Source organism: Pseudomonas kielensis (assembly GCF_014236655.1).
In the GTDB taxonomy this organism is placed as follows: Bacteria; Pseudomonadota; Gammaproteobacteria; order Pseudomonadales; family Pseudomonadaceae; genus Aquipseudomonas; species Aquipseudomonas kielensis.
On the sequence record NZ_JACMYG010000029.1, the window covers coordinates 17,933 to 42,827 of the forward strand.

29 protein-coding genes are annotated in these 24,895 nt (G+C 61.9%); 12 read left to right on the forward strand and 17 right to left on the reverse strand.

The features are described from left to right. Positions 1 to 90: 90 nt before the first annotated feature. Positions 91 to 1,437 (forward strand): class II 3-deoxy-7-phosphoheptulonate synthase, encoded by a 1,347-nt coding sequence (locus H7995_RS22190; protein WP_166590155.1) that lies wholly within the window; start codon positions 91 to 93, stop codon positions 1,435 to 1,437. A 6-nt stretch (positions 1,438 to 1,443) separates the two neighbouring features. On the opposite strand, the gene H7995_RS22195 is transcribed toward H7995_RS22190, so the two are convergent. Together H7995_RS22195 and H7995_RS22200 are read right to left on the reverse strand one after the other, a co-directional pair. Then, positions 1,444 to 2,664 carry a winged helix-turn-helix domain-containing protein gene (locus tag H7995_RS22195; RefSeq protein WP_182341578.1) on the reverse strand — a complete coding sequence of 407 codons (1,221 nt, stop codon included), beginning with the start codon at positions 2,662 to 2,664 and terminating at the stop codon, positions 1,444 to 1,446. A gap of 75 nt (positions 2,665 to 2,739) precedes the next feature. Next, a complete protein-coding gene (locus H7995_RS22200) occupies positions 2,740 to 2,964 on the reverse strand; it encodes a DUF1127 domain-containing protein (protein WP_166590153.1) in 225 nt (74 codons plus the stop codon). A gap of 97 nt (positions 2,965 to 3,061) precedes the next feature. On the opposite strand from H7995_RS22200, the gene H7995_RS22205 reads away from it, so the two are divergent. Further along, positions 3,062 to 3,916 carry a LysR substrate-binding domain-containing protein gene (locus H7995_RS22205; protein WP_166590229.1) on the forward strand — a complete coding sequence of 285 codons (855 nt, stop codon included), beginning with the start codon at positions 3,062 to 3,064 and terminating at the stop codon, positions 3,914 to 3,916. Here H7995_RS22205 and H7995_RS22210 read toward each other — a convergent pair. Continuing rightward, positions 3,906 to 4,655, reverse strand: a complete 750-nt coding sequence (locus H7995_RS22210; RefSeq protein WP_182341581.1) for a sulfite exporter TauE/SafE family protein — start codon at positions 4,653 to 4,655, stop codon at positions 3,906 to 3,908. The genes H7995_RS22205 and H7995_RS22210 overlap by 11 nt on opposite strands. 107 nt (positions 4,656 to 4,762) lie before the next feature. Between H7995_RS22210 and H7995_RS22215 the strand changes: the two genes are divergently transcribed. Next, positions 4,763 to 5,719: a LysR family transcriptional regulator gene (locus H7995_RS22215; RefSeq protein WP_166590151.1), complete on the forward strand. Its 957-nt coding sequence runs from the start codon at positions 4,763 to 4,765 to the stop codon at positions 5,717 to 5,719. A gap of 73 nt (positions 5,720 to 5,792) precedes the next feature. On the opposite strand, the gene H7995_RS22220 is transcribed toward H7995_RS22215, so the two are convergent. After that, the gene (locus tag H7995_RS22220) at positions 5,793 to 6,362 is read right to left on the reverse strand and encodes an elongation factor P (RefSeq protein ID WP_002554550.1); all 570 of its coding nucleotides are present in this window, start codon (positions 6,360 to 6,362) and stop codon (positions 5,793 to 5,795) included. Between the two features lie 48 nt (positions 6,363 to 6,410). Further along, entirely contained in the window at positions 6,411 to 7,544 is a 1,134-nt protein-coding gene (earP, locus tag H7995_RS22225) for an elongation factor P maturation arginine rhamnosyltransferase EarP (protein ID WP_166590150.1), read from the reverse strand. Between the two features lie 123 nt (positions 7,545 to 7,667). Here earP and H7995_RS22230 point away from each other — a divergent pair, with 123 nt between their 5' ends. Continuing rightward, positions 7,668 to 8,069: a hypothetical protein gene (locus H7995_RS22230; RefSeq protein WP_166590149.1), complete on the forward strand. Its 402-nt coding sequence runs from the start codon at positions 7,668 to 7,670 to the stop codon at positions 8,067 to 8,069. Positions 8,070 to 8,071: 2 nt separating this feature from the next. Then, positions 8,072 to 8,554, forward strand: a complete 483-nt coding sequence (locus H7995_RS22235) for a GreA/GreB family elongation factor (RefSeq protein WP_166590148.1) — start codon at positions 8,072 to 8,074, stop codon at positions 8,552 to 8,554. 5 nt (positions 8,555 to 8,559) lie between these two features. Here H7995_RS22235 and cysB read toward each other — a convergent pair whose 3' ends face one another. From cysB to H7995_RS22260, 5 genes are all read right to left on the reverse strand, one after another. Continuing rightward, positions 8,560 to 9,534, reverse strand: a complete 975-nt coding sequence (cysB, locus tag H7995_RS22240; RefSeq protein WP_166590147.1) for an HTH-type transcriptional regulator CysB — start codon at positions 9,532 to 9,534, stop codon at positions 8,560 to 8,562. A 113-nt stretch (positions 9,535 to 9,647) separates the two neighbouring features. Further along, on the reverse strand, positions 9,648 to 10,148 hold the full coding sequence (locus tag H7995_RS22245) for a universal stress protein (protein WP_166590146.1): 501 nt from the start codon (positions 10,146 to 10,148) through the stop codon (positions 9,648 to 9,650). A 94-nt stretch (positions 10,149 to 10,242) separates the two neighbouring features. Continuing rightward, complete coding sequence (locus tag H7995_RS22250; protein ID WP_166590145.1) at positions 10,243 to 11,148, reverse strand: 5'-nucleotidase; 906 nt, start codon at positions 11,146 to 11,148, stop codon at positions 10,243 to 10,245. Positions 11,149 to 11,169: 21 nt separating this feature from the next. Then, positions 11,170 to 12,132, reverse strand: coding sequence for a putative 2-dehydropantoate 2-reductase (locus H7995_RS22255; protein ID WP_166590144.1), 963 nt, complete (start codon positions 12,130 to 12,132; stop codon positions 11,170 to 11,172). After that, positions 12,129 to 12,515, reverse strand: a complete 387-nt coding sequence (locus tag H7995_RS22260) for a YbbN family protein (RefSeq protein WP_185818848.1) — start codon at positions 12,513 to 12,515, stop codon at positions 12,129 to 12,131. Before H7995_RS22260 ends, H7995_RS22255 begins: the two co-directional genes overlap by 4 nt. Between H7995_RS22260 and H7995_RS22265 the strand changes: the two genes are divergently transcribed. Next, on the forward strand, positions 12,514 to 12,957 hold the full coding sequence (locus H7995_RS22265; protein WP_166590143.1) for a PilZ domain-containing protein: 444 nt from the start codon (positions 12,514 to 12,516) through the stop codon (positions 12,955 to 12,957). The two genes, H7995_RS22260 and H7995_RS22265, sit on opposite strands and share 2 nt — an antisense overlap. Before the next feature lie 132 nt (positions 12,958 to 13,089). Further along, positions 13,090 to 14,166 (forward strand): 3-deoxy-7-phosphoheptulonate synthase, encoded by a 1,077-nt coding sequence (locus tag H7995_RS22270; RefSeq protein WP_166590142.1) that lies wholly within the window; start codon positions 13,090 to 13,092, stop codon positions 14,164 to 14,166. A gap of 61 nt (positions 14,167 to 14,227) precedes the next feature. On the opposite strand, the gene H7995_RS22275 is transcribed toward H7995_RS22270, so the two are convergent. Then, a complete protein-coding gene (locus H7995_RS22275) occupies positions 14,228 to 14,509 on the reverse strand; it encodes a GNAT family N-acetyltransferase (RefSeq protein ID WP_093422070.1) in 282 nt (93 codons plus the stop codon). Positions 14,510 to 15,144: 635 nt separating this feature from the next. On the opposite strand from H7995_RS22275, the gene oprI reads away from it, so the two are divergent. Then, positions 15,145 to 15,396: an outer membrane lipoprotei OprI gene (gene oprI / locus H7995_RS22280; RefSeq protein ID WP_003172710.1), complete on the forward strand. Its 252-nt coding sequence runs from the start codon at positions 15,145 to 15,147 to the stop codon at positions 15,394 to 15,396. A gap of 122 nt (positions 15,397 to 15,518) precedes the next feature. Here the strand turns inward: oprI and H7995_RS22285 are convergent, their stop codons facing one another. From H7995_RS22285 to H7995_RS22295, 3 genes are all read right to left on the reverse strand, one after another. Then, complete coding sequence (locus H7995_RS22285) at positions 15,519 to 16,487, reverse strand: L,D-transpeptidase family protein (RefSeq protein ID WP_166590141.1); 969 nt, start codon at positions 16,485 to 16,487, stop codon at positions 15,519 to 15,521. 100 nt (positions 16,488 to 16,587) lie between these two features. Next, the gene (locus tag H7995_RS22290) at positions 16,588 to 16,881 is read right to left on the reverse strand and encodes a hypothetical protein (protein ID WP_027620143.1); all 294 of its coding nucleotides are present in this window, start codon (positions 16,879 to 16,881) and stop codon (positions 16,588 to 16,590) included. 58 nt (positions 16,882 to 16,939) lie between these two features. After that, complete coding sequence (locus tag H7995_RS22295) at positions 16,940 to 17,545, reverse strand: arylesterase (protein WP_185818849.1); 606 nt, start codon at positions 17,543 to 17,545, stop codon at positions 16,940 to 16,942. 10 nt (positions 17,546 to 17,555) lie between these two features. Between H7995_RS22295 and H7995_RS22300 the strand changes: the two genes are divergently transcribed. From H7995_RS22300 to greB, 3 genes are read left to right on the forward strand one after another with little or no spacing between them, the layout of a single operon-like run. Further along, positions 17,556 to 18,239: an ABC transporter ATP-binding protein gene (locus tag H7995_RS22300; RefSeq protein ID WP_166590139.1), complete on the forward strand. Its 684-nt coding sequence runs from the start codon at positions 17,556 to 17,558 to the stop codon at positions 18,237 to 18,239. Then, on the forward strand, positions 18,239 to 20,743 hold the full coding sequence (locus H7995_RS22305; protein WP_166590138.1) for an ABC transporter permease: 2,505 nt from the start codon (positions 18,239 to 18,241) through the stop codon (positions 20,741 to 20,743). The genes H7995_RS22300 and H7995_RS22305 overlap by 1 nt, the downstream gene beginning before the upstream one ends. A gap of 34 nt (positions 20,744 to 20,777) precedes the next feature. Continuing rightward, on the forward strand, positions 20,778 to 21,275 hold the full coding sequence (greB, locus tag H7995_RS22310; RefSeq protein ID WP_095168093.1) for a transcription elongation factor GreB: 498 nt from the start codon (positions 20,778 to 20,780) through the stop codon (positions 21,273 to 21,275). 3 nt (positions 21,276 to 21,278) lie between these two features. On the opposite strand, the gene H7995_RS22315 is transcribed toward greB, so the two are convergent. The 3 genes from H7995_RS22315 to H7995_RS22325 all read right to left on the reverse strand — a co-directional run bounded on the left by H7995_RS22315 (position 21,279) and on the right by H7995_RS22325 (position 23,793). Then, positions 21,279 to 21,587 carry a hypothetical protein gene (locus tag H7995_RS22315; RefSeq protein WP_095168092.1) on the reverse strand — a complete coding sequence of 103 codons (309 nt, stop codon included), beginning with the start codon at positions 21,585 to 21,587 and terminating at the stop codon, positions 21,279 to 21,281. Between the two features lie 246 nt (positions 21,588 to 21,833). After that, on the reverse strand, positions 21,834 to 22,268 hold the full coding sequence (locus H7995_RS22320) for a DoxX family protein (RefSeq protein WP_166590137.1): 435 nt from the start codon (positions 22,266 to 22,268) through the stop codon (positions 21,834 to 21,836). A gap of 103 nt (positions 22,269 to 22,371) precedes the next feature. Further along, entirely contained in the window at positions 22,372 to 23,793 is a 1,422-nt protein-coding gene (locus H7995_RS22325) for an MltF family protein (protein ID WP_166590136.1), read from the reverse strand. A gap of 233 nt (positions 23,794 to 24,026) precedes the next feature. On the opposite strand from H7995_RS22325, the gene H7995_RS22330 reads away from it, so the two are divergent. Beyond that, positions 24,027 to 24,839, forward strand: coding sequence for a TatD family hydrolase (locus H7995_RS22330; RefSeq protein ID WP_166590135.1), 813 nt, complete (start codon positions 24,027 to 24,029; stop codon positions 24,837 to 24,839). The last annotated feature ends 56 nt before the right edge of the window (positions 24,840 to 24,895 follow it).

The following is a 24,895-nucleotide window of genomic DNA, read 5'->3' on the forward strand; positions in this document are numbered from 1 at the left end:
AAAGGCGCGATTGTCGGCCAAGCATCGCCAGCAGGTCACGTACTAATTGCTGATAACATGAGGTCCCGTGCGTAAACACTAGAGACCGTGATGAGCCAACCCTGGAGCCCTGACAGCTGGCGCGCCCTGCCGATCCAGCAACAACCCCACTACCCGGACGCGGCGCACCTGCATGCCGTCGAGCAAAGCCTGGCCAGTTATCCGCCACTGGTGTTTGCCGGCGAGGCCCGGGAGTTGCGTCGTCAGTTTGCCGAGGTGACCGAAGGTCGTGCATTTCTGCTGCAAGGCGGTGATTGCGCGGAGAGCTTTGCCGAGTTTTCGGCGGCCAAGATTCGCGACACGTTCAAGGTGCTGCTGCAGATGGCCATCGTCATGACCTTTGCCGCCGGCTGTCCGGTGGTCAAGGTCGGGCGGATGGCGGGGCAGTTCGCCAAGCCGCGCTCGGCCAACGACGAAACCATCGATGGCGTGACCCTGCCGGCCTATCGGGGGGACATCGTCAACGGCATCGGCTTCGACGAAAAAAGCCGGGTACCGGACCCGGACCGCCTGCTGCAGTCCTACCATCAGTCCACTGCCACCCTGAACCTGTTGCGCGCCTTTGCCCAGGGTGGTTTTGCCGACCTGCACCAAGTGCACAAGTGGAACCTGGACTTCATCGCCAACTCGGCGCTGGCGGAAAAGTACAGCCACCTGGCCAACCGTATCGATGAAACCCTGGCCTTCATGCGCGCCTGCGGCATGGACTCCTCGCCGCAATTGCGCGAGACCAGTTTCTTCACCGCCCACGAAGCCCTGCTGCTCAACTACGAAGAAGCCTTCGTGCGGCGCGACAGCCTGACCAACGACTATTACGACTGCTCCGCCCACATGCTGTGGATCGGCGACCGCACTCGCCAGCTCGACGGTGCTCACGTCGAGTTCCTGCGCGGGGTCAACAACCCGATCGGGGTCAAGGTCGGCCCAAGCATGAACACCGATGAACTGATTCGTCTGATCGACGTGCTCAACCCCGACAACGACCCGGGCCGCCTGAACCTGATCGCCCGCATGGGCGCAAACAAGGTCGGCGATCACCTGCCGCAACTGATTCGTGCCGTGGAGCGTGAAGGCAAGAAAGTGCTCTGGAGCTGCGACCCGATGCACGGCAATACCATCAAGGCCAGCAGCGGCTACAAGACCCGCGACTTCGCGCAGATACTCGGCGAGGTGAAACAGTTCTTCCAGGTTCACCAGGCCGAAGGCACTTACGCTGGTGGCATTCACATCGAGATGACCGGTCAGAACGTCACCGAGTGCATCGGCGGCGCACGCCCGATTACCGAGGACGGCCTGTCGGACCGCTACCATACCCACTGTGATCCACGGATGAATGCCGATCAGTCGCTGGAGCTGGCGTTCCTGATCGCTGAAACCCTGAAGCAGGTTCGCCGCTAAGGCGGGTTATCCCCCCGCCAACGCCACCCGCAACCGCGCCGCACTGGCGCGGGGGCAATTGAGTTGAATCTGCGCCAGGCCCAACCAGTCGGCCATCTGGCGCAAATTGTCCGCCAATGCCTGCATGCCCGCCTCATCAAGGCCCGGTTGCTCCTCGTGAACCGCGTGCACGGCCAATCGACCTAGCGCCCGCTCTGCCCGCAGATCGACCCGCGCAGCGATCCGCTCATGGTGCAGAAACGGCAACACGTAGTAGCCAAACACCCGTTTGGCGGGCGGGGTATAGATTTCCAGGCGGTATCGGAAGTCGAACAGACGCTCGGTCCGGCTGCGCTCCCAGACCAACGAATCAAAGGGTGAGAGCAAGGCACTGGCGCTGACCCGGCGTGGCATTTTCGGCACGGGCAAACAGTAGGCCAGCGGCTTCCAACCCTGCACTTCACATACCTGCAACGCACCATCCTCCACCAACTCCGCCAACGCGCCGCGACTCTGCGCCAGATCCAGGCGAAAATAGTCGCGCAGGTCCTTCTCAGTGGCCACGCCCAGTGCAGCAGCGGCATGCAGGAGCAGCCCCCGTTGCGCATCGGCCTCGCTTTGCAGAGCAACGTTGCGCACGGACGCAGGAATCACCCGCTCAGGCAGATCGTAGAGCCGTTCAAAACCGCGCCGCCCCGCCACCGTGACTTCCCCGGCCGCGAACAACCATTCCAACGCATGTTTCTCCACACTCCAATCCCACCAGGGCCCCGCGCGCTCCTGGCGTGTCGACAAACTGCCAGCACCCAGCGCACCCCGCTCCTCCACAGAGGCGAGGACCCGGCGAATGGTGTCCTGCTGCTCCCGCCCGAAACGCGCCAATTGCTGGTAGATCCCCTCGCCTTGCGCGGCCCGTTGCATCCGCCAGCGCAGCAGTGGGTACATCGACAACGGCAGCAATGACGCTTCATGCCCCCAGTACTCGAACAAGCTGCGGCGCCGCCCCTGGCTCCAGGCGGCCTGGTCCAGCAGTTCGGATGAGTAAGCCCCCAGGCGTGAGAACAGGGGCAGGTAGTGCGAGCGCACCAGCGCGTTGACCGAATCGATCTGCAGCACGCCCAGGCGCTCGATCAACCGATTGAGTTGGCCAGACTTGACCGGCGCCGGCGACTGACGCCCAGAGAAACCTTGGGCCGCCAGTGCCAGGCGTCTGGCCTGCTTGAGGGAAAAACTCAGGGAGCTGCCCATGCAACCGTCCTTGATGAGGGTTTGCTCCACCTTACTGCCAGGCTGGCAAAACGCCAATGGAGCGCTCAACGCTGGCTACTTGCCCTTGCCCATGGGGTCTTCCCAGAAATGCCGTTCGGCCTCCTGCTCGATGTCCGCCCGACTCAGGCCGATATCCTTCAGCGCCTCATCACTGAGGCTGGCCAGCACTGCCCGCTCACGATGCAACTGATACCAGCGCACGAGCCTTTCCAGCAGTTGGTGGGTGAAGCCATGCAGTGAAAAATGGTTCAACTGCACATAACCTTTTTGACCTTTCATCGTCTTGCCCTCCGTTGTGGATGGCTCAAGTCTCGCGCCGGGACTAAGATCAATCCAACGAATGTTTCTGATGCAACACATCTCGGAGATTGATGAGTTGAGCGCCTACCCCAGCATTGATACCGAAGTCCTGCGCACGTTCGTCGCCATCGCCGACCAGGGCGGTTTCACCCGTGCTGGCGAGTTGGTCAACCGCACCCAATCGGCGGTCAGCATGCAGATGAAGCGTCTTGAAGAGGACGTGCTGCAACGCCAGCTGTTCCAGCGCGACGGCCGCCAGGTAAAGCTGACCGCCGAGGGCCAGGTGTTGCTCGGCTACGCCCGGCGGATCCTCAAGTTGCACAGTGAAGTGTTCAACACCCTGCGTGAGCCGCACATGGTCGGCATGGTCAAGATCGGCACGCCCGACGACTATGTCATGCGCTTCCTGCCGGGCATCCTGTCGCGCTTCGCCCAGGCCTATCCGCTGATCCAGATCGAAGTGCACTGCAACTCCTCCGAGCAGTTGCTGCAGCGCCAGGACCTGGACCTGTCGATCGTCACCCGCGAACCGGGCAGCGAGATCGGGCAACTGCTGCGCAAGGAACGTTTTGTCTGGGCCCAGGCGCAGTGCTTCAACCCCAACGAGCAAGTGCCGCTGCCGCTGGCGATGTTCAACAGTGACTGTTTTTGCCGGCGCTGGGCCTGTAACGCGCTGGACGCCAGTGAGCGCGAGTACCGCATCGCCTATAACAGCTCCAGCCTGTCGGCGATCATGGCGGTGGTCAGTGCCGGGCTGGCGGTAACGGCCCAACTGGAAAGCCTGATCCCCCAGGACATGCGCATTCTCGGCGAGGCGGAAGGTCTGCCGCAGCTGCCCGAAGCCAGCATCATGCTGCTGCGCAACCTGCATACCCCCTCGCCCATCACCGAGTGCCTGGCCGAACACATTGTCGAAGGCTTCAAACTTTAAACGCGAGCATCACTGCACACAGCACCAGGAAGGCGCAGAACAGCCCGCGCAGCAGGCGCTCTGGCATGGCGTGTGCGATCTTCACCCCCCAACTGATGCTCAGCAAGCCGCCTGCAGCCAAGGGCAGCGCAATGTTCCAGTTCACCTGCTGATGCAGTGCGTAGGTGACCAGTGTGACGCCGGTGCTGGGCAAGGCCAGCGCCAGCGACAGGCCCTGGGCGACCACTTGAGTGGTGCCGAACAGACTGGTGAGCACTGGCGTCGCCACCACGGCGCCACCCACACCGAACAGCCCGCCCATGGCCCCCGAGGCCGCTCCCAGGACGCCTAGCCAGGGCCATGGGTAGCGCATCTGTGCGCTGGGTTTGGCGCTCGCCATGAACATGCGCAGCAGGTTGTAGCTCGACAGCGCCACCAGGAAGGCAACAAAACCGATACGCATGACCTGGGCATCAATGCCCACCGCCCAGATCGAGCCGAGCCAGGCGAAACAGAACCCCATCGACGCCAGCGGCAGGGCATGACGCAATTCGATGCGATTGCGCTGGTGATAACGCCACAGCGCCAGCATCACGTTGGGCACCACCATCACCAGCGCCGTCCCTTGGGCAATCTGCTGATCCAGGCCAAACAGCACGCCCAGCACCGGAATCGCGATCAATCCGCCGCCGATCCCGAACAGTCCACCCACAGTTCCCAGGGCAGCGCCCAGTACCAGATACATCGCCAACTCAATCACAATTCATTTCTCCCCACATCAGGCTGTGCATCCTACGCAGTCGCTCCTAGCGGGGAAACGCACAGCAACGCACAATGGCTGTGCCAAATCCGCATAAGTTGATCTTCATGAATCCCAATGCACTCACCGACCAACTGGGGCTTTTCCTCGACGTCGTGGAAACCGGCAGTTTTTCCGCGGCCGCCCGCCGCCATCCACTGACACCCTCGGCTGTCGCCAGGCGCATCGACAGCCTGGAGCATGCCCTGGGCAGCCAACTGTTCGTGCGCACCACCCATGCCGTTCGCGCCACACCCGCAGGGTTGGCGTTTGCCGAACGAGCCCGCCGGATAGTCAGTGAATTGCGCCTGGCCCGCGCCGAAGCGGCGTCCCTGAGCAACGCGCCGGAGGGCCTGATTCGGGTCGATGCGCCCGCGGCCTTCGGTCGACGTCACCTGGCACCGGTGATTGCCGACTTTCTGCAGGAGTACCCGGGGCTCGACGTCCAATTGCATCTGATCGACAGCTTCGTCGACATGCAGGGCTTGAACCTGGGCAAGGTCGACCTGGTGCTGCGCGCCGGACAAATGGCCGACACCCGCATGGTGGCCACCCCCTTGGCGCGTATGGTGCGCATTGCCTGCGCCAGCCCGGCTTACCTCAAGCGGCGCGGCGTACCCCAGCAGCCCGAGGAATTGAGCAGCCATGACGGCCTCGATTGGGATGGCCTGGCACCGCCCTTCGCCTGGCGCTTCGAGCGCAACGGCCAACAGCACTTGCATCGCCCGCAACGTATCCGCCTGAGCGCCAACAATGCCGAAGCGCTGCTCTACGGCGCCCTCGCCGGCCTGGGCATCGCGCACCTGCCGACCTGGTTGTGCAGCGAGTACCTGCTGCGCGGCGAACTGCTGCCGTTGTTCTGCGACAGCGGCTTGCCCAAGCCGGAAAACACCGGCATCTATGCCCTGCGCCTGGAACAGCAGGCCAGCTCCCGCACACGGCTGTTGCTGGAATACCTCAAGAGCCGTTTCAGCCCGATCCCGCCATGGGACCTGGCGCTGCAGCGCGATTTCAGCCGGCTCTAGCGGACAATCAGTTGGCGCAATGCAAAAAAAAGCCCGACACAAGGTCGGGCTTTTTTGCCTACAAGGACTGCGCTTATTTAGCACGGCCTTTGTAAGAACCGCCTTCGCGGGTATCGATCTCGATCATGTCGCCGATTTCGATGAAGTCAGCAACCGACAGCTCGGTACCGTTCTTCAGTTTGGCAGGCTTCATCACCTTGCCGGAAGTGTCACCGCGAGCGGAACCTTCGGTGTAGTCAACCTGACGCACGATAGTGGTCGGCAGCTCTACGGATACCAGACGGTCTTCGAAGAACACGGCCTCGCAGACGTCGGTCATGCCTTCTTCAACGAATGGCAGAACGCTTTCGATGTCTTCGGCGTTCAGCTCGTACATGGTGTAGTCAGTGGTGTCCATGAACGTGTAGGTGTCGCCGCTGATGAAGGACAGGGTCGCTTCTTTGCGGTCGAGGATCACGTCGTCCAGTTTGTCGTCGGCGCTGTAAACGATCTCGGTCTTGTAACCGGTCAGCAGGTTTTTCAGCTTGGTCTTCATGATCGCGCTGTTACGACCGGACTTGGTGAATTCAGCTTTCTGAACCAGCCAAGGGTCGTTTTCGAGACGGATCACCGTACCGGGTTTCAGTTCTTTACCAGTTTTCATTGCGAATATCCGAATTTGGATGGGATTTACAAAAATCTAGGCCGCGTATCATATCCAATTTAGGTAAAACTGCACCAGCGCTGCGGCAAGATCGGCCCGCAACGACTGTTCCAGAGACCAGGCGCGGGCGTGATTTTGCAGTTCGGGCCAGTGCTCCTGGGCGCCGACCCAGGCCGCAGCCATCCCCTCGCCGCTATTCCAGGCCCGCCACAACCCCTCTAGCGCCGCGCGTGCGGCCGGCGACATGGCGTTGGTATAGAGGGTCAAAAAGGCTTCGAGCTTATCCAGGTGAGCCTCTTCCTCCTGCTGGTAGATATGCCACAGCATCGGACGAGCGGCCCATTGCGCACGGACGAACGAGTCCTCGCCACGCACCGCGTTGAAATCGCAGCACCACAGCAGCAGGTCGTACTGGTCCTGGCGGACAAACGGCAACACCTGCACGGTCAGGGCTCCCCGTTGCTGCACATCGCCGACTGCCAGTTCTGGTTGCCCCAGCCAGCGCGCCACATCCCCGAGGACTCGCCCCTCCGGCACCAACAGATGGGTGGCCTGCGTGGCATTCGCCATGACCTCCAGCCAATCGGCCAGCCCGGCATTCTCGTAGGCAAACAGGGATATCAGACGTGCCTCCGGGGCGCGCTCTACCCCCAGGCCTTGCAGGAACTCACGCTGCGCAACCGGGTTGGCTTGAAACTGCTCGCGCCGTACCAGCAACTCGCGCTCGCGCAGCAGACCACCGGTGCCCGGCTGGAACCCCGGGAAAAAAAAGTACTTCTGCACATGCTGGAACTTCACCGAGGGCAGGCCGTGGCAGCCGACGATCCAGTCCTCGGCACTCAAGTAGTCGAGGTTCAGCCACAGCGGCGTCCGCTCGCGTGCGGCCATCGCCTCCATGTAGGCATGCGGCAACTGACAGGCGAAGGCGGCGACCACCACATCGGCGGCGTCCGTCGCTTGCCAGTCCGCCGGCCAGTGACGCACGTCCACCCCCTGCTGCCATTGTTGGCTCGCGCTGATATCGAGTTCCGGGCACAGGCGCTCGAATGCCCGCAGGTCATCGACCCACAAGCGCACCGCGCAGGGATGCTCGGCCACCAACTGGCGCGCCAGACGCCAGGTCACGCCGATGTCGCCGTAGTTGTCGACGACCGTACAGAAAATATCCCAGTCGACTTTCATGCCGGGCTCCGTGGGGCAAAGACTTCGATTGTCCGCATAAATCGGTGCGCGCAGAAGGGCCGACGGCGATTAATCTTCATGCGACAATCCACGCTTGCCCATTTCCCCCGCCACGAGGCAACGATGCCGTACCGTCCCCCCACTCGCCGCACAGTGTCCATCACCCTCAACCCGCTGCAATTGATCGGCAGCATCGCGCTGGGTCTGTGGCTGGGGTTTGTCGCCATCGCCCTGACCGCCTGGCTGCTGTCCAGGCTGTTGCCTGCTACGCAGTTGGCACCGCTGGCTGACGCGGTGCGCCCGGCCCCCCCGGCCACGCCGGTGGCGGCACAACCGGCAGCGGATAACCAGATGTTCGAGCAGTACAAGTCCATCCTCAATCAACAGGCGCGGCAGGAAGTCCTGGAGCAGGCGCGCAACGACCCACGCAATCAGAGCAATCCGACCTGCCAGTTCTGGCTGCAACAAGACCGCACCATTCCCAGCGACAAAAGCCGCAGCAACGTGCTGCAGTTCTGCAACTGATCATGAATAAACAGAACGTACACCAGTTGCTTCTGGAGAAGCTGGCGGTCGATTTCGACGTCGCCCAACGAGCGGCGCAAACCGCCTACGAAACCGCGACCCACGAAGAAAACATCGCCGAGAACAAGTACGACACCCTGGGGCTCGAAGCCTCCTACCTGGCGGCGGGCCAGGCCAAGCGAGTCGAGGAAATTCGTCAGGCGCTGACGCTGTGCCAGAACATGCCCCTGGGTGCATATGACGCACAGCAGGGTATCCAGATCGGCAGCCTGCTGGGCCTGGAAGACGATCAGGGACGCCAGCAATGGCTGTTCCTGGCGCCGGATGCGGCGGGCTTGAAGGTCTATCTGGTGGGACAGTTGATTACCGTCATCACCCCGCGCTCGCCACTGGGCAGCAGCCTGCGGGGCAAGTTCGAGGGCGATGAGGTGGAGATCGTGGTGGCAGGCACTCGGCAACAGTTCACTGTCACCGAGGTCATCTGAAGGACTCAGTGAACCGGTAGTTCAACGCCGTCAAACAGTTCTTCGAGTTCCTGCTTGTTGTGGCACTGGATGGCCTTGGCCATGACTTCACGGGTCAGGTGCGGAGCAAACTTCTCGATGAAGTCGCACATGAAGCCACGCAGGAAGGTACCGCGACGGAAACCGATCTTGGTCACGCTGGACTCGAACAGCTCGCTGGCATCGAGTACCACCAGGTCGTTATCCAGCTTGGTATCGACCGCCATCTTGGCCACGATCCCGACGCCCAGACCAAGGCGCACATAGGTCTTGATCACGTCGGCGTCAGCGGCGGTGAACACCACCTTAGGCGACAAGCCTCGGTGGCTGAAGGCTTCGTCCAGCTTCGAACGACCGGTGAAACCGAAGACGTAGGTCACGATCGGGTATTCGGCCAGGGCTTCGAGGGTCAGCTTCGGCAGCTTGGTCAGCGGGTGACCCTGGGGTACCACCACACACCGGTTCCAGCGGTAGCACGGCATCATCACCAGGTCACCGAACAACTCCAGGGCCTCGGTGGCAATGGCGAAATCCACGGTGCCGTCGGCGGCCATTTCGGCGATCTGCATCGGCGAACCCTGGTGCATGTGCAGGGCAACATCGGGGTATTGCTTGATGAAATTGCTGATCACCGGCGGCAGCGCATAACGTGCCTGTGTGTGGGTGGTGGCGATCGACAGGGTGCCTTTCTTTTCGTTGGAGAACTCCTGGGCAATCTGCTTGATGCTCTCGACCTTGCGCAGGATTTCGCCGGCGGTGGTGATGATGCGCTCACCGGCTGGAGTGACGCGGGTCAGGTGCTTGCCGCTGCGTGCAAAAACCTCGACGCCCAACTCGTCTTCCAGCAGGCGGATCTGCTTGCTGATGCCCGGCTGCGAGGTGTACAGGCTTTGAGCCGTAGCCGAAACGTTGAGGTCGTGGTGCGCCACTTCCCAGATGTAGCGCAATTGTTGAAGCTTCATATGAATCCCTCAAAGCAGATAGACGCCACGGGCATCAGCGACGGTATATAACTATATTAATGGCTTGAAGAATAAATCTAGAACTTTTTCATCAAAAGGCCAGCATTCTCGCCTCAAATATCCCCATGCCGCCGGCGCTTTGAGACGGGCACCAGGTAAACCGGCACTTGCGCCAACTGCAACACCCGTGCGGCGGTGCGCCCCAAGGGGGTTTCCCCACCGCTGCCGTGGCTGTGACTCCCTAGGATCAACAAATCCACCGAGAGTTTCTTGGCCTGTTCGAGAATCACCTGCGACGGATCGCCCTGGAACACCCGAACCGACTGAATGAGTTCCAGGTCCTGCTGACCTTCCCTCAATTCCTCGCGAAAACTGTCGAGCACCCGATGCTCGATGTTGGTCATTACCGTACTCAGGCCCTGGCTGTGAAACTCGTTCAGCGCCTGTTCGTCAAGATAGCTCTGCAACACCGATTCAGCGAACAGGCCCATCGGTTCAACCGCGTGCACCACATACAACTCGGCCTTGAATGTTCGGGCCAGTGCCAGTGCATGCTGCATCACAAAAGGAGCGTAAAGGCCGAGGTCAGTGGCATACAGCATCGAACCAATCATGTGACCTCCTCGAGTGCCAGAATGGCGGAGATTGCTTCAGCTTAGCAGTGCTGCGCGCAGTTCGACGTGCCGCCCAAGGTGCTGAACGGGTGGCCTAGACCTTCAGTTCGTTGCTGATGCCATGGGGCACGTGCCCGGTGGCCACGACCTCGCGAGCCAGTTCGCAGTGGCCGGCCTGGTCGTCGAAAAACACATCGGCGGCGAAGGCCTCGAGAAATGCCGACTTGGTCAGGCCGCCGAGAAACAGTGATTCGTCGAGGCGGATATCCCACTCGCGCAGCGTGCGAATCACCCGCTCATGGGCGGGCGCCGAACGTGCCGTGACCAGGGCGGTGCGGATCGGGCACTGGTCTTCGGGGAACTCGCGCTGCAAGGCATTGAGTGCCGCCAGGAAGCCCTTGAACGGACCTCCGCGCAGCGGCTCACGCGCGGCTTGCCGCTCGCTGGCCTGGAACGCTTCAAGACCGCCGGCCTGGTAGACCCGCTCCGACTCATCGGAAAACAGCACCGCATCGCCATCGAAGGCGATGCGCAATTCTTCGCTGGCCGCACGGCTGGCGCCTCCCGACAGAATGGTCGCGGCGGCGAAGCCGGCGTCCAGAGCACTGCGCACGTCTTCAGCGTGAGTGGAGAGAAACAGGTCGCAGCCAAATGCCTTGAGGTACGGATAGGGACTGCGGCCACCGACAAACGCTGCCCGGGAAATTGCCAGGCCGTAATGGTGGATCGAGTTGAATACGCGCAACCCGGTATCGGCACTGTTGCGCGACACCAGCACCACTTCGACCCGAGCCTTGCCCAGGTGCGCATTGAGGTTCAACAGTTTCTGCACCAGGGGGAAAGCATCGCCCGGCTCGAGGGTCTCGTCTTCGTGTTCGATCTGGTACTGCCGGTACGCCTCGACGCCACTGGCCAGGTACACCTTGTGGCTGTCGCTGAGGTCGAACAGCGCTCGCGAGGAAATCGCCAGGACCAGTTTGTCGTCGATGCCTTTTGCCATGTGTCCCCCCGGACTGAAACTTCAGCGGTTACGCCCATCAATAAAGCACAGGGCCTGATACAGAGCTTCGATCTTGGGCATCGGGCAACCCGCTGCCCGGGCCGAAGCCAAGGGCCGGGCGTAGATCGCAGCCAACTCCAGCGGCCGCTGCTGCAGGAAATCGTGGTACATGCTCGGCCAATAGTCGGGCATTTTTTCAGTGACTTTGAACAGATGTTCGGCATAACCCGGTGGCATGCTGTGCCCACAGGCCAGTGCGCCCTGCACCACTTCCGCCATCAGCGCCTGGATCAGCTCGCGGCTGTGCTGATCGGCCATCAAGGGGCTGGTACTCGCCCCGAGCAGCACCGACAAACCGTTGTAAGGAACATTCCAGACCAGTTTTTGCCAACGCGCCTGCTGAAGATTGGCCATGGCCTGGGAATCGAGACCAGCGGTACGAAACAGCCCTGCGCCCTGTTCGACGATCTGCTGGCGCGCGGGTGCATCGGCCATCACCGGGCCACTGTGATAACCCACATGCACGGCGCCTAGCGCCTGGTGTTCGATGATGCCTGGGCCGGCGCGGTGCACACAGATGAAACACAGGCCACCCAGCAGGTGCAGCGAGTCGGGTAACAGCTCACGCAAGCCGTCCTCGACGTCCAGGCCGTTCTGCAGCAGCAGGACCTTGGCGCCCGCCGCCGCAGCCTGGATGATCGCCGGCGCCAGCTCGCTGTTGCTGGTGGTCTTGGCGCCCACCAGCAGCCAGTCGCAAGGTGGCATGTCCTCAGCCCTGCTGTAGGCCTGGACCGGGTTCAAGGTCAGGGCGCCGAACGGCGCACTGTGCAGTTGCAGGCCACGCTCGGCCACCGCGCAAAATTCGCTGCGCAATAGAAAGTGCACGTCGAATCCGGCCCGCGCCAACATCACACCGTAAAATCCACCAATTGCCCCGGTGCCGATAATGCCGATTCTCGGCGGTTGTTCTGCTGTTGCGGTCATGGCAACTCCTCTGGTTCCCGACTCAGCGCCAGCCCCACCGCCGCGTTCAGTTCAGTGCGGGTGAGGCGCGCCTGGACTGCGCCAAAAAACTCACCGTCGCGCACCACAAACAGCGCCGGTAAATGAAAGACCTGATAACGCGCCACTGCGCCCCCGTTGTTGCCGGCATCGATCCAGCACAGCCGATCGACCGCGAGGCCGAGGGCGGGTAACTGGACTCGCGCCCAGCGGCAACTGGAGCAGCCAACGCCGGTGAAAATCACCAGCGAGACACCACTCATCGCCAACAGCCGTTGGTCGGCGTCAAAATCGGTCAGCTCGCATTCGACCACTATACTGGGGGAAACACTGTCGAATGACCGACACTTGGAGTCCGCGTTCATGGGGCGTTTTATTCCTCATCCTGACGATGTGCCCGTCGAGTTAACGTTGCGCAAGCACCAGTGTATTTCTCGGCAAGAGCTGCACACTATCAGTCTCGGCGGCGTGGCTTGCAATTATCACCGCGCCTGGCGCAAGGGAACGGCACTGGAAGTGCGCATGCCGACCCTGAGCGAACATGTCTGCTACTTGGGCTATGTGGCCTGGTGCCTGCGGCGCAAGCGCGGTTACCTGGTGGGCATCGCCTTCATCGACGAACAGACCCTGTTCAAGGCACGAATGGGCGAGCAGGTCTGCCAGATCGAGCGTTATTGCCGCCAGCAGGAGCAGCAGCGCGAACCACAAGGCGTCCAGGCGCTGGCCCTGCAATGGGTCGATCAACATGCCACCGAGTACTCCCACGAGACCGTTCGCCAGGCTTTTGCCACGCCGGCACTGGATTAAACCCGCGCCTGCCCATTGTCGAGCCACCGCCTAACGCGCTAAGGTTCGGCTCCCCGCTGCGCTTAAATCATGCTGTGCTCCGCCGCGCGGGGATCGCTGGCGGCCGGCACCCGTGACCTGACGAGTAACACGATGGCTGATTTACCGATCAATGACCTAAACGTCGCCTCCAACGAGACGCTGATCACCCCTGACCAGCTCAAGCGTGATATCCCCCTGAGCGATGCTGCCCTGCAGACCGTGACCAAGGGCCGCGAAGTGATTCGCAATATCCTGGATGGCACCGACCACCGCCTGTTCGTCGTAATCGGGCCCTGCTCGATCCACGACCTCAAGGCCGCACACGAATACGCCGAGCGCCTCAAGGTCCTCGCGGCAGAAGTGTCCGACACCCTGTATCTGGTCATGCGGGTCTATTTCGAGAAGCCACGTACCACCGTCGGCTGGAAAGGCCTGATCAACGACCCGTACCTGGACGACTCCTTCAAGATCCAGGATGGCCTGCACATTGGTCGTCAATTGCTGCTGGACCTGGCCGAGATGGGCCTGCCGACGGCGACCGAAGCCCTTGATCCGATCTCCCCGCAGTACCTGCAGGACCTGATCAGCTGGTCGGCAATCGGCGCGCGCACCACCGAATCCCAGACCCACCGGGAAATGGCCTCCGGCCTGTCCTCGGCGGTCGGCTTCAAGAATGGCACCGACGGCGGCCTGACCGTTGCCATCAATGCCCTGCAGTCGGTTTCCAGCCCACACCGTTTCCTGGGGATCAACCAGGAAGGTGGCGTATCGATCGTCACCACCAAGGGCAATGCCTACGGTCACGTGGTCCTGCGCGGCGGCAATGGCAAGCCGAACTACGATTCGGTCAGTGTGGCGCTGTGCGAGCAGGCGCTGAACAAGGCCAAAATCAAACCGAACATCATGGTCGACTGCAGCCACGCCAACTCCAACAAGGACCCGGCCCTGCAACCGCTGGTGATGGAGAACGTGGCCAACCAGATCCTGGAAGGCAACCAATCGATCATCGGCCTGATGGTCGAAAGCCACTTGAACTGGGGCTGCCAGGCAATTCCCAAGGACCTGGCCGAGCTGCAATACGGCGTGTCGATCACCGATGCCTGCATTGACTGGGCTGCGACCGAAACCACCTTGCGCAGCATGCATGCCAAGCTCAAGGATGTGCTGCCTAAACGTCAGCGCACCTGACCTGCATTCAGCGCACACAAAAACGCCGGGCTTAGCCCGGCGTTTTTATGGGTAACCCTGATCAGAGCTTGGCGGCATGCCGCTGATGACGCTCCATGTAGCGCTCCACGTAGGAGCACGAGGGGATGACGGTGTAACCCATCTGCTCCGCGTACTCGAGCGCCTGCTCGGTCAACGCGGCGGCAATACCACGGCCCCGCAGCGCGTTGGGTACGAACGTGCGATAGATATCCAGGGTCTGCTTACCCAGGTCCATATAGGTCAGGTAGGCACGATGACCGTCCACATTGGTCTCGAACTGATGACCAGCCTGGTCATGGTGGATGGACAACGCCTCGCTCATCACTACTCCTCGCGGGTCTTTGACTGACCCCTACCTTACCGATGTTTTTCCGGCGAAGGAACCTCTACGCCACCCCGTGCCTGTCTGACACCGAGAAAAACCCGTCCGGATCCCACGCAGCCTGGCACGTATCAAATAGTAGGCACCAAAGGCATAAATGCTCAAGGCACGCTCATCACGATGTCGCGGGCGCGGGTTCAGCACGGGTCACGTCGAGGCGGTTCGACCGACGCTCTTGAGCGGCCGATCACCTGAACATTGCCGGATATTGAGACTTAAGACGTGCGCCAGTAGTTAAAGTCACCGCTAACATGCAAATGTGACGTGAAACGACGCACAATTCCTCAACGTAAGTGTAGACGAATCAATAAAGAAGGACTTTAGGCCGACACTGCGAAACAGCCACCAAGGTGCCCCTGGCTTTCAAGCAGCTCGTTCAGGACGGGCTTCGCGGCTGCACACTTTTTATACAGCGCGATTAAAAGTTGCTCGAAAAAGAATCAGCGCCTACAATTTTTTTTGCTTCTTGCTCTACGTCAGTTTACTTACTAAAAGTAATGGGTAGTATGTACGCCGGCTGTTTCCTCACTCTGGGGTGACAGCCAATTAATAGAAAGTCCTTGAAGGGGAACACGATGAACAACGTTCTGAAATTCTCTGCTCTGGCTCTGGCCGCAGTTCTGGCTACCGGTTGCAGCAGCGTATCGAAAGAAACCGAAGCACGTCTGACTGCTACTGAAGACGCAGCAGCTCGCTCCCAAGCTCGTGCAGACGAAGCTTACCGTAAAGCTGATGAAGCTCTGGCTGCTGCTCAAAAAGCACAACAGACTGCTGACGAAGCTAACGAGCGTGCTCTGCGCATGCTGGAAAAAGCTAGCCGCAAGTAATAGTCCTTCGGGATTGTTATCAAGCCGACCCATTTTTTGGGTCGGCTTTTTTATTGCCCGCAGTTTCTGCCGGCCATAAAAAACCCGCCGGGGCTGACGTCCCGGCGGGTCTTGTATAGCGCTTACTGCAGCTCGAGCGGCGTGCTCGACACCAACGGCGTGCCAGTGCCTGGCACTGCGATTTCCACTGGCAGGCCATCTTCGGCCGCGACCACGTCACGCACCACATCCCAGTTCATGCGCATGTTGCTGGTGATGTCTTCACGCTTGAGCATGGCGTTGATGACTGCGGTGTGCTTGTCGACCACCGATGGGTTGCCCTTGTCATCGATGGGCGTATGCGCCTCCAGATAGACCTTGCCCCCGCTCATGCCGAACTTGTACGGGTCGTTGAGGATACGCACCGAGGTACCCACCGGCACCATGCTGGCCATCTCCAGCACGTTGTTGTTGAACATGCGGAAGCAGCCGTGGCTGGTACGCATGCCGATGCCGAACTTCTTGTTCGAACCATGGATCAGGTAACCCGGTGTGCCCAGGGTGAACTTGAACGGTCCCAACGGGTTGTCCGGACCAGCCGGTACGACGTTCGGCAACGGGTCGCCATCGGCGGCGTGCTCAGCCTTGATCGACGCGGGCGGGGTCCAGGTCGGGTTGGGGGTCTTGGCGATGATGCTGGTGTGGGCAATCGGCGAGCCCCAGCCTTCCCGACCAATCCCCAGGGGGAAGGTGTAGACCACGTTGCGGCCTTTAGGGAAGTAGTACAGGCGGTACTCGGCCAGGTTGATCACGATGCCTTCGCGCGGGCCCGGGGGCAGGATGAAACGTGTTGGCAGGATGATCTCGGTGCCCGCGCCAGGCAGCCAGGGATCGACACCCGGGTTGGCCGCGACCATTTCCGAATAACCCAGGTCATAGGTAGTGCCCAGGTCGGCGAAGGTATCTTCGTACTTGGCCTTGATCACTTGCACCTGGCCGACGATATCTTCGCCCGGCGGTGGCAAGGGCAGCTCCAACGCTGCAACGGGACCGGCCACGCACAAGGCGGCAAGAGACAGGCAGCGGGCGACGGCAGGAAAGCGCGACAACATCCGGAAAATCCTTTGCATGATCAACAGAGGGGGTAAAACCGCGATTGTACACCGCCGTCCGCGGATTCGGGGAGCCGGGCGACGGTCGCTGCGCCGCAGGTTACAACTCGAAACGCAACTCCGGCCAGATCGGCGAGGTGCCGCGTTTTTGCGACTCCAGGATCGCCCGGCACAATGAACACAGGCGCTGATCCTGGAATACCCGGCGATCGACGCTGGACCAGCGCGGTTGCGCCGGCAGCAACGTTCCGCACAGGGTACGGTCGGCCGAGCCGCCCAACTCCAGTTGACGCGTCACCAGATGCACCCGGACTTCCTGGCAGGCGAACAGATCCAGCTGCTCGTCAGGCTCGATCAGTTGGTAGGCAAACAGGGACCAGGCAGGACGCGGCATCGGGGGCTCCAGATCAGGGGGGCGCCACATTAGCCGAAAGCCTGCCGCTAGAAAAGCATCAAAGCAGGGGTTTTAGCGCTGGCCAGACATTTTCCAGCAACTTGCCCTGTGCGGCACCGGCCGGGTGAATGCCATCGGCCTGCATCAGCTCGGGCTTACCGCCAATGCCTTCGAGAAAAAACGGCACCAGCGCGACCTTTTTTTCCGTCGCCAGGTTGCTGTAGACCTGGGCAAAGGCCTGGGTATACCGCACACCATAATTAGGCGGCAGTTGCATGCCCAGCAACAGCACCTTGGCGCCACTGTCCCGGGACTGGTCGATCATCGACGCAAGATTTTGTTGCAATTGCGTGGGCAGCTGTCCACGCAGGCCGTCATTGCCCCCCAATTCCAGCACCACCAGCGCCGGCTTATGGGCTGCGAGCAGCGCTGGCAGCCGCGCCTGGCCACCGGCACTGGTGTCGCCACTGATGGACGCGTTGACCACCGTCGTGGTGAAACCTTCGTCCTTGAGCCGTTGCTCCAGCAACGATACCCACCCCTGCCGGGTATCCATGCCGAAAGCCGCGCTGATACTATCGCCAACGATCAGGACAGTACCCGCCGCTGCGTTCTGGGCCATGCACATCAAGGCCAGGCCAGCACTCAAAAACCACACACGCATCGGACTCTCCATGGGCGCAAGCATTCTCACTGCGCGGAACCTTAGCAAAGTGGTTCCCAGCGCGGAAGGTGAACTGACCATCCTGCACCAACTCAGCCTGGAACTGAACAAGGGCGACAGCCTGGCCATCGTTGGCAGTTCCGGTTCCGGCAAATCCACCCTGCTCGGCCTGCTCGCCGGCCTCGACCTGCCCAGCAGCGGCGAAGTCACCCTGGCCGGCCAGGCCTTGAGCCAACTGGATGAAGACCAGCGTGCGCGCATCCGCGCCGAGCACGTGGGTTTCGTGTTCCAGTCATTCCAATTGCTGGACAGCCTCAACGCCCTGGAAAACGTGATGCTGCCGCTGGAACTCGATGGTCGCAAGGACGCCCGCGAACGAGCCACCGAACTGCTGCGCCGGGTCGGCCTGGGCAAGCGCCTGAGTCATTCGCCGCGCCAGCTGTCCGGTGGCGAGCAGCAGCGCGTGGCGATCGCCCGGGCATTTGCCGCCGAACCCGATGTGCTGTTTGCCGATGAACCCACCGGCAACCTCGATACCCATACCGGCGAACACATCAGCGACCTGCTGTTCGAACTGAACAAGGAAAACGGCACCACCCTGGTGCTGGTCACCCACGATGAGCGCCTGGCGCACCGCTGTCACCGCCTGATCCGCCTTGAAGCCGGCCTGTTGGTCGCCCCCCTGGAGCCTTGATGGCACGTTTGCCGCTGTTGCGCCTGTTCAGCCTGGCCATTCGTCAATTGCTGCGTGATGCCCGCGCCGGCGAACTGCGAGTGCTGTTCTTCGCCCTGCTGGTGGCCGTGGCCGCCAGCACCGCCATCGGCTATTTCGGCGCGCGCCTCAATGGCGCAATGCTGTTGCGCGCCACCGAATTTCTCGGTGCCGACCTGTTGCTCGAAGGCAGTTCACCCGCCCGCCCCGAGCAGATCCAGAGCGGCAAGGACCTGGGTTTGCAACACGCCCAAGTGGTGGAGTTCTCCAGCGTCATCGCCACCGACCAGGGCATCCAGCTGTCGAGCATCAAGGCCGCCGATGGGGTCTACCCACTGCGCGGCCAACTGAAAAGCGCACCCGCGCCGTTTGCCCCGGAAGAAGCCGGCGGCAGCCCGCAGCCGGGTGAAGCCTGGGTCGAGGCGCGGCTACTGACGGCACTGGATCTGAAGATCGGCGACAGCATCGATGTCGGCATGAAGACCCTGCGCCTGAGCCGCGTCCTGACCTACGAGCCGGACCGTGCCGGCAATTTTTACAGCCTCACGCCGCGGGTGATGATCAACCTCGCCGACCTGGCGGCCACCGGCGTGGTGCAACCCGGCAGCCGGGTCAGCTACCGTGAACTCTGGCGCGGCGATGCCAGCGCCCTGGCCACCTACCGCGAACAACTCAAGCCCGGCCTGGCGGCGAACCAGCGCCTGCAGGATGCCCGCGACGGCAATCGCCAGATCGGTGGCGCGCTGGGCAAGGCCGAACGCTACCTGAACATGGCAAGCCTGGTGGCGGTGCTGCTGTCCGGGGTCGCGGTGGCGCTGTCGGCGACCCGTTTTGCCACCCGCCGTTTCGACGCCAGTGCCTTGTTGCGCTGCCTGGGGTTGTCCCGCCGGGAAACCCTGGTGCTGTTCAGCCTGCAACTGACCGTGCTGGGGTTGCTCGCCAGCGTCAGTGGCGCCCTCATCGGCTGGTTCGCCCAACTGGGGTTGTTCGCCCTGCTCGGCGACTTGCTGCCCACCGACGTGCCGCCTGGAGGCCTGCTACCGGCCATTGCCGGGATCGGCACCGGGCTGGTGGCCCTGGCCGGATTTGCCCTGCCGCCACTCGCCGCCCTCGGCCGAGTGCCGCCCCTGCGGGTACTGCGTCGCGACATGCTGCCCATCCCCTCTAGCACCTGGATGGTCTATGGCGCCGCCCTGGGCGCTTTGGGCCTGATCATGTGGCGCCTGAGCCTGGATCTGGTGCTGACCTTCGCCCTGCTCGGTGGTGGCGTACTGGCCGCACTGGTCCTCGGCGGCTTGTTGCTGCTGGTGCTCAAAAGCCTGCGCCGCCTGCTGGCCCGGGCATCCCTGCCCTGGCGCCTGGGCCTGGGGCAATTGCTGCGTCATCCGCTGGCGGCGGCCGGTCAGTCCCTGGCTTTTGGCCTGATCCTGTTGTCGATGGCGTTGATCGCCCTGCTGCGTGGCGAGTTGCTCGACACCTGGCAGAACCAACTGCCAAAAAATGCGCCCAACTATTTCGCCCTGAACATCCTGCCGGCCGACAAACAGGCCTTCACCGATCGCCTGATCGAACTCTCCGCCCAATCCGCACCGCTGTACCCGGTGGTGCCGGGACGCCTGATCAGCATCAATGGTGAACCGGTGCAGGGGATTGTCAGCAAGGACTCCCAGGGTGATCGGGCGGTCCAGCGCGACCTCAGCCTGACCTGGGCGGAGCACCTGCCGGCGGGCAACAGCATTACCGCCGGCAATTGGTGGTCAGCCCAGCCGTCCGACGACATGCCCGGGGTCTCGGTCGAGGGCAAGGTTGCCGAGAGCCTGAAGCTCAAGCTCGGCGACCACCTGGTGTTCACCGTCGGCGGGGTCAACCGCGAAGCCCGGGTCACCAGCCTGCGCAGCATCAACTGGGACAACTTCCAGCCGAACTTCTTCATGATCTTCCAGCCCGGCACCCTGCAGGACCTGCCCGCGACCTACCTGACCAGTTTCTACCTGGCAGCCGGTCACGATCAGCAGATCATCGACCTGTCGCGCGCCTTTCCGGCGGTGACCATCCTGCAAGTCGAAGCCCTGCTGGCGCAGCTGCGCAGCATCCTGGGCCAGGTCACCCTGGCCGTCGAGTACGTGCTGTTGTTCGTTCTGGCGGCGGGCATGGCCGTGCTGTTTTCCGGATTGCAGGCGACCCTCGATGAACGCATTCGCCAAGGGGCCTTGCTACGTGCACTGGGGGCCGAACGGCAACTGCTGGTCAAGGCCCGGCGGATCGAGTTCGGCTTGCTGGGTGCGGTCAGCGGCCTACTGGCGGCCATTGGCTGCGAGCTGGTGAGCCTGGTGCTGTACCGGTACGCCTTCGACCTGGCCTGGCATCCCCACCCGTGGCTGCTGTTGCTGCCGGTGATCGGTGCATTGCTGGTCGGCGGTGCCGGAGTCTTCGGTACGCGCCGGGCATTGAACGCCAGCCCCCTGACAGTCCTGCGCGAGGGTTGATAGACTCGGTGCTTTCCCAGCACAAGACCTTGTCATGAGCCGCTATCGCCCTCCCCGTCCTGCCGGCACCGCCCTCATTACTCCCGAGGGCGAAGCGCGGATGCGTGCCGAGTTCCACGAACTCTGGCATGTCCGCCGGCCCCAGGTGACCCAGTCCGTCAGCGAGGCCGCCGCCCAGGGCGACCGCTCGGAAAACGCCGAATACACCTATGGCAAAAAAATGCTGCGCGAGATCGACAGCCGGGTGAGGTTTCTCACCAAGCGCCTGGAAGCGCTCAAGGTGGTCAGCGAAAAACCCAGCGACCCGAACAAGGTCTATTTCGGTGCCTGGGTGACCATCGAGGATGAACAGGGCAAAACGTCGCGTTATCGCATCGTCGGCCCGGATGAGCTGGACCTCAAGCAAGGCCTGATCAGCATCGACTCACCGCTGGCACGGGCCCTGATCGGCAAAGCGCTGGATGCCGAGGTGCGGGTGCAGACCCCGGACGGCGAGCAGTTCGTGTACATCACCGCCATCGACTACCCCTGACGACTAGCGACGGGCAATCAGCCCCTGGCGAGCAACACGGGTCAATTGGCGGATCATTTCACCGGCTTCTTCAGCGCTAGGCGACTGGATCACAGCCAGGTCAAAGCTGTCACTGGCAAACCGCGCCAGCGATTCGCCGTCTTCGACAAACTGGATCAGGAACGCTGCCGGGCCACCGTTGCGACGTGGCCAGCCATCCAGATAACGCAGCAGCGTCGGCTGGTGATTACCGCCCAGGAGGATTTTCGGGTTGCGTTGGGTCAGGTGAGCCGTGATCGGCGCGGGGCGTACAGAGGGGTGCAGTGCATTCATGTTGTCGTGTCTCAGCCTCAAAAATCTGCATGGCAGGTGAGAGGCAACACCGAACCAGCGCTTTAGCGGTACTTCAAAGCCTGTTCAAGGCTTCTATCGGCAACTGATTGAGTCACCTGGCGCCCCGCAAGTAGCTGTTTAAATCGGCGCATGGCAGCATCCTAGAGAAGCTGACGGGACAGTGTCAAGAATGCGCAGCAACAAAAAAGGCCCGCGTATGCGGGCCTTAGTCGTGAGCCAGAGCACTTAACCGGCGATGGCGCGATCCACCGACAGCTTGCCGGCACCTTCAAACAAGACCGCGATGCTACCGCCGAGCAAGGCCAGGGCAAACTCGTAGCCGTTGTTGGACATGAACAGGCCGTTGCTGATGTGCACGGAAAAAATCGCCACCAGCGAAAGGAAGGTCAGGCCCAGGGCCGCCGGACGCACCAGCAAGCCGATGATCAGCGCCAGGCCGCCGAAGAACTCGGTACCGCCCGCCAGGATCGCCATCAACTGCCCCGGAGCCAGACCCAGGCTTTCCATGTACTGCGCAGTCCCGGCAAGGCCATAGCCGCCAAACATGCCGAACAGCTTTTGCGCACCGTGGGCGGCAAAGATCACGCCGACGAAGATCCGCAAGACCGTCAGACCGTAGCCGGCGCGGGTGAAAAGTACCTTGTTGATCAGTGTGCTCATGCTCTGTCATCCATTGTGAGTGTGTGTGGGTTGGTCGCCATATTAATCGGTAAAACTCATGTTAAAAGCGCAAAAAACCCGCCATAACAATCAGTTTAGTTGATTATTTCCGACTGGCAACTTTCTGCCCCGGGGCCTCCAGTGCCTCCCGCTCCCGGTCATAGGCCAAGTAGTACTTGTTCACACTGTTAACATAGCTGACAGGCCCCATCCCTACCTGCTCCATGGCAATGCGCTCGACCTGGAAGAACCACTGGTTGGGGTTCAACCCACGGCGCCGCGCCTCGGCACGCATCCCCTGGACCCGCTCCGGACCAATGTTGTAGGCGGCGAGAATGAACGCCATGCGCTCGCGCTCATTGAGCTTGGGGCTGGCAAAAAACTTGCGCCGAATCAGCGCCAGGTACCGGGCACCGGCCTGCACATTGCTGTCCAGGGATTGAATGTTGTTGACCCCAACCCGCTGCGCCGCCGAAGGCGTGATCTGCATCAGTCCGGTCGGCCCGCTGCCGCTGCGGGCGCTGGGCTCCAGGGACGATTCCTTGAACGCCAGGGCCGCCAGGTTCAGCCAATCCAGGCCTTGTTCGCTGGCATGTTTCTGCAGCACCGTGCGCACTTTCTCCAAGCGTTGCCGGTCGTTGCGGGCCAGCGGGTTGCGTACCTGATACAAGCGCCGATAGATCCGCTGGAACGCCACATCCTGGTCGGAGGGGGCTTTGTAGGTGGTGAGAAAGCGGTCAATGCTGGCCCGCAGCATTGAGGCATCACGATGCACGAACCAGAACTCCTCGCCCGGCTCGCTGATCAGTACCTGCCGGTCGAAACGCAATTTGGGCAGGATCTTGCCCCAGCGCTCGGCAATGGGTTGCTCGACAATGGTCAAGTGAAAAATCCCGCCCTGGACCATCTCCAGCACATCCTCCACGGCGAGGCTGGGGTCTACCCACTCGATCTTCACCGGCGGTAACTTGTGCAGCGCGAGTTTCTGGTTGATCTGGTTGATCGCCTCCCCGGCGGCACTGCCAGTGGGCAGCGCCAGGGTTTTGCCCGACAGCTGTTCAAGACGGGTGTAGCGCCGTTCGCCCTTGATTCCGACCAGCAGTAACGGCACGTTGCTGACAATCGGCTCACTGGCGCTGACCGCCCGCGCTGCCTGGGCGTCAAGCAGCTCGCCGGGGGCCACCAGGTCACCTTCGCCACGTTGCAGCGCACCGAGCAATTGGTCCTTGGCCTTGGGAATGATCTTCAGGGAAATTTCCTGGCCATCACGGGCATGGCCATTGAGGTATTGCTCGAAAGCGCGCAGGCGATGGTATTCCATGCCGATGTTCTGGCCCTGGACTTGCGCGGAACTGTTGCGGCTCTGATTGACCAGCACCCGCAGTACCCGGCTGCTGCGGATCTGCGCCAAGTCGCGGACCTTACCCGTCTGTACGGCCTCCACGGGCCCGGCCAGGCGCGCCAGTGCCGGCAAAGGCACGAGCAGCGACAGGCACAACAGGAATAAAGCCGGGAGTCGCGTCATCCGTTCTCCGGAAAGAATACTGTCCCGTTGCGCGACATTAGGCGCAGCAGGTCGACAGAAACAGAGCGCCTGAAGCGCTGGCAACGGGCGAAAGAGCGGGCTGCGCGCCTGATAAAATCAGTCGGCGTGCTCCTGCGGCATCAAAAGACAGCGTTAACTCGTTGTAGTTCTTGGTTTTTCTTATAAATCTTGAGCTCTGGTATGCTTTCCGGCCGCATCCCCAGGGTAGCACCATGCAACTCATCGATATCGGCGTCAACCTGACCAACCCCAGTTTCGCCGGCAAACACCAGGCGGTGCTGGACCGCGCCTACGCCGCAGGGGTCTGCCAACTGGTGCTGACCGGCACTAGCGTGGAGGGCAGCGAACAGGCCCTGGAACTGTGCCAGCAACTGGACGAAAGTGGCGAGCGCCTGTTCTGCACCGCCGGTATTCACCCACACTCGGCCAGCGACTGGAATGCCGACAGCGCGCGGCGCCTGCACAGTTTGCTGAAAGAACCGAACGTGCGGGCCGTGGGGGAATGCGGGCTGGATTTCAATCGTGACTTCTCACCGCGCCCACAGCAGGAAAAGGTCCTGGAAGAACATCTGGCCTTGGCGGTCGAATTGCAGTTGCCGGTGTTCCTCCATGAACGAGACGCCAGCCAGCGCCTGCTGGAGATCCTGCGCGACTTCCGCGACCAGTTGCCGGCCGCCGTGGTGCACTGCTTCACTGGGGAAAAAAAGGCGCTGTTCAGTTACCTCGACCTGGACTTGCACATTGGCATTACCGGCTGGATCTGTGACGAGCGCCGTGGCACCCATCTGCACCCGCTGGTACGCGACATTGCCCGCGGCCGCCTGATGCTCGAGAGCGATGCACCCTACCTGTTGCCGCGCAGCCTGCGGCCCAAACCGAAGAATGGACGCAATGAGCCGGCCTACTTGCCCGAAGTCCTGCGCGAAGTGGCCCTGCATCGGGGCGAGAGCCTGGAAGACCTGGCAGCCCACAGCACGGCCTGTGCCCGGGCGTTTTTCGGCTTGCCCAGCCCTACCCACTGCTGACTTGACCCACATCAACACCGGCGCCCCTCGATAGCGGCACAATGATGGCACCTTGC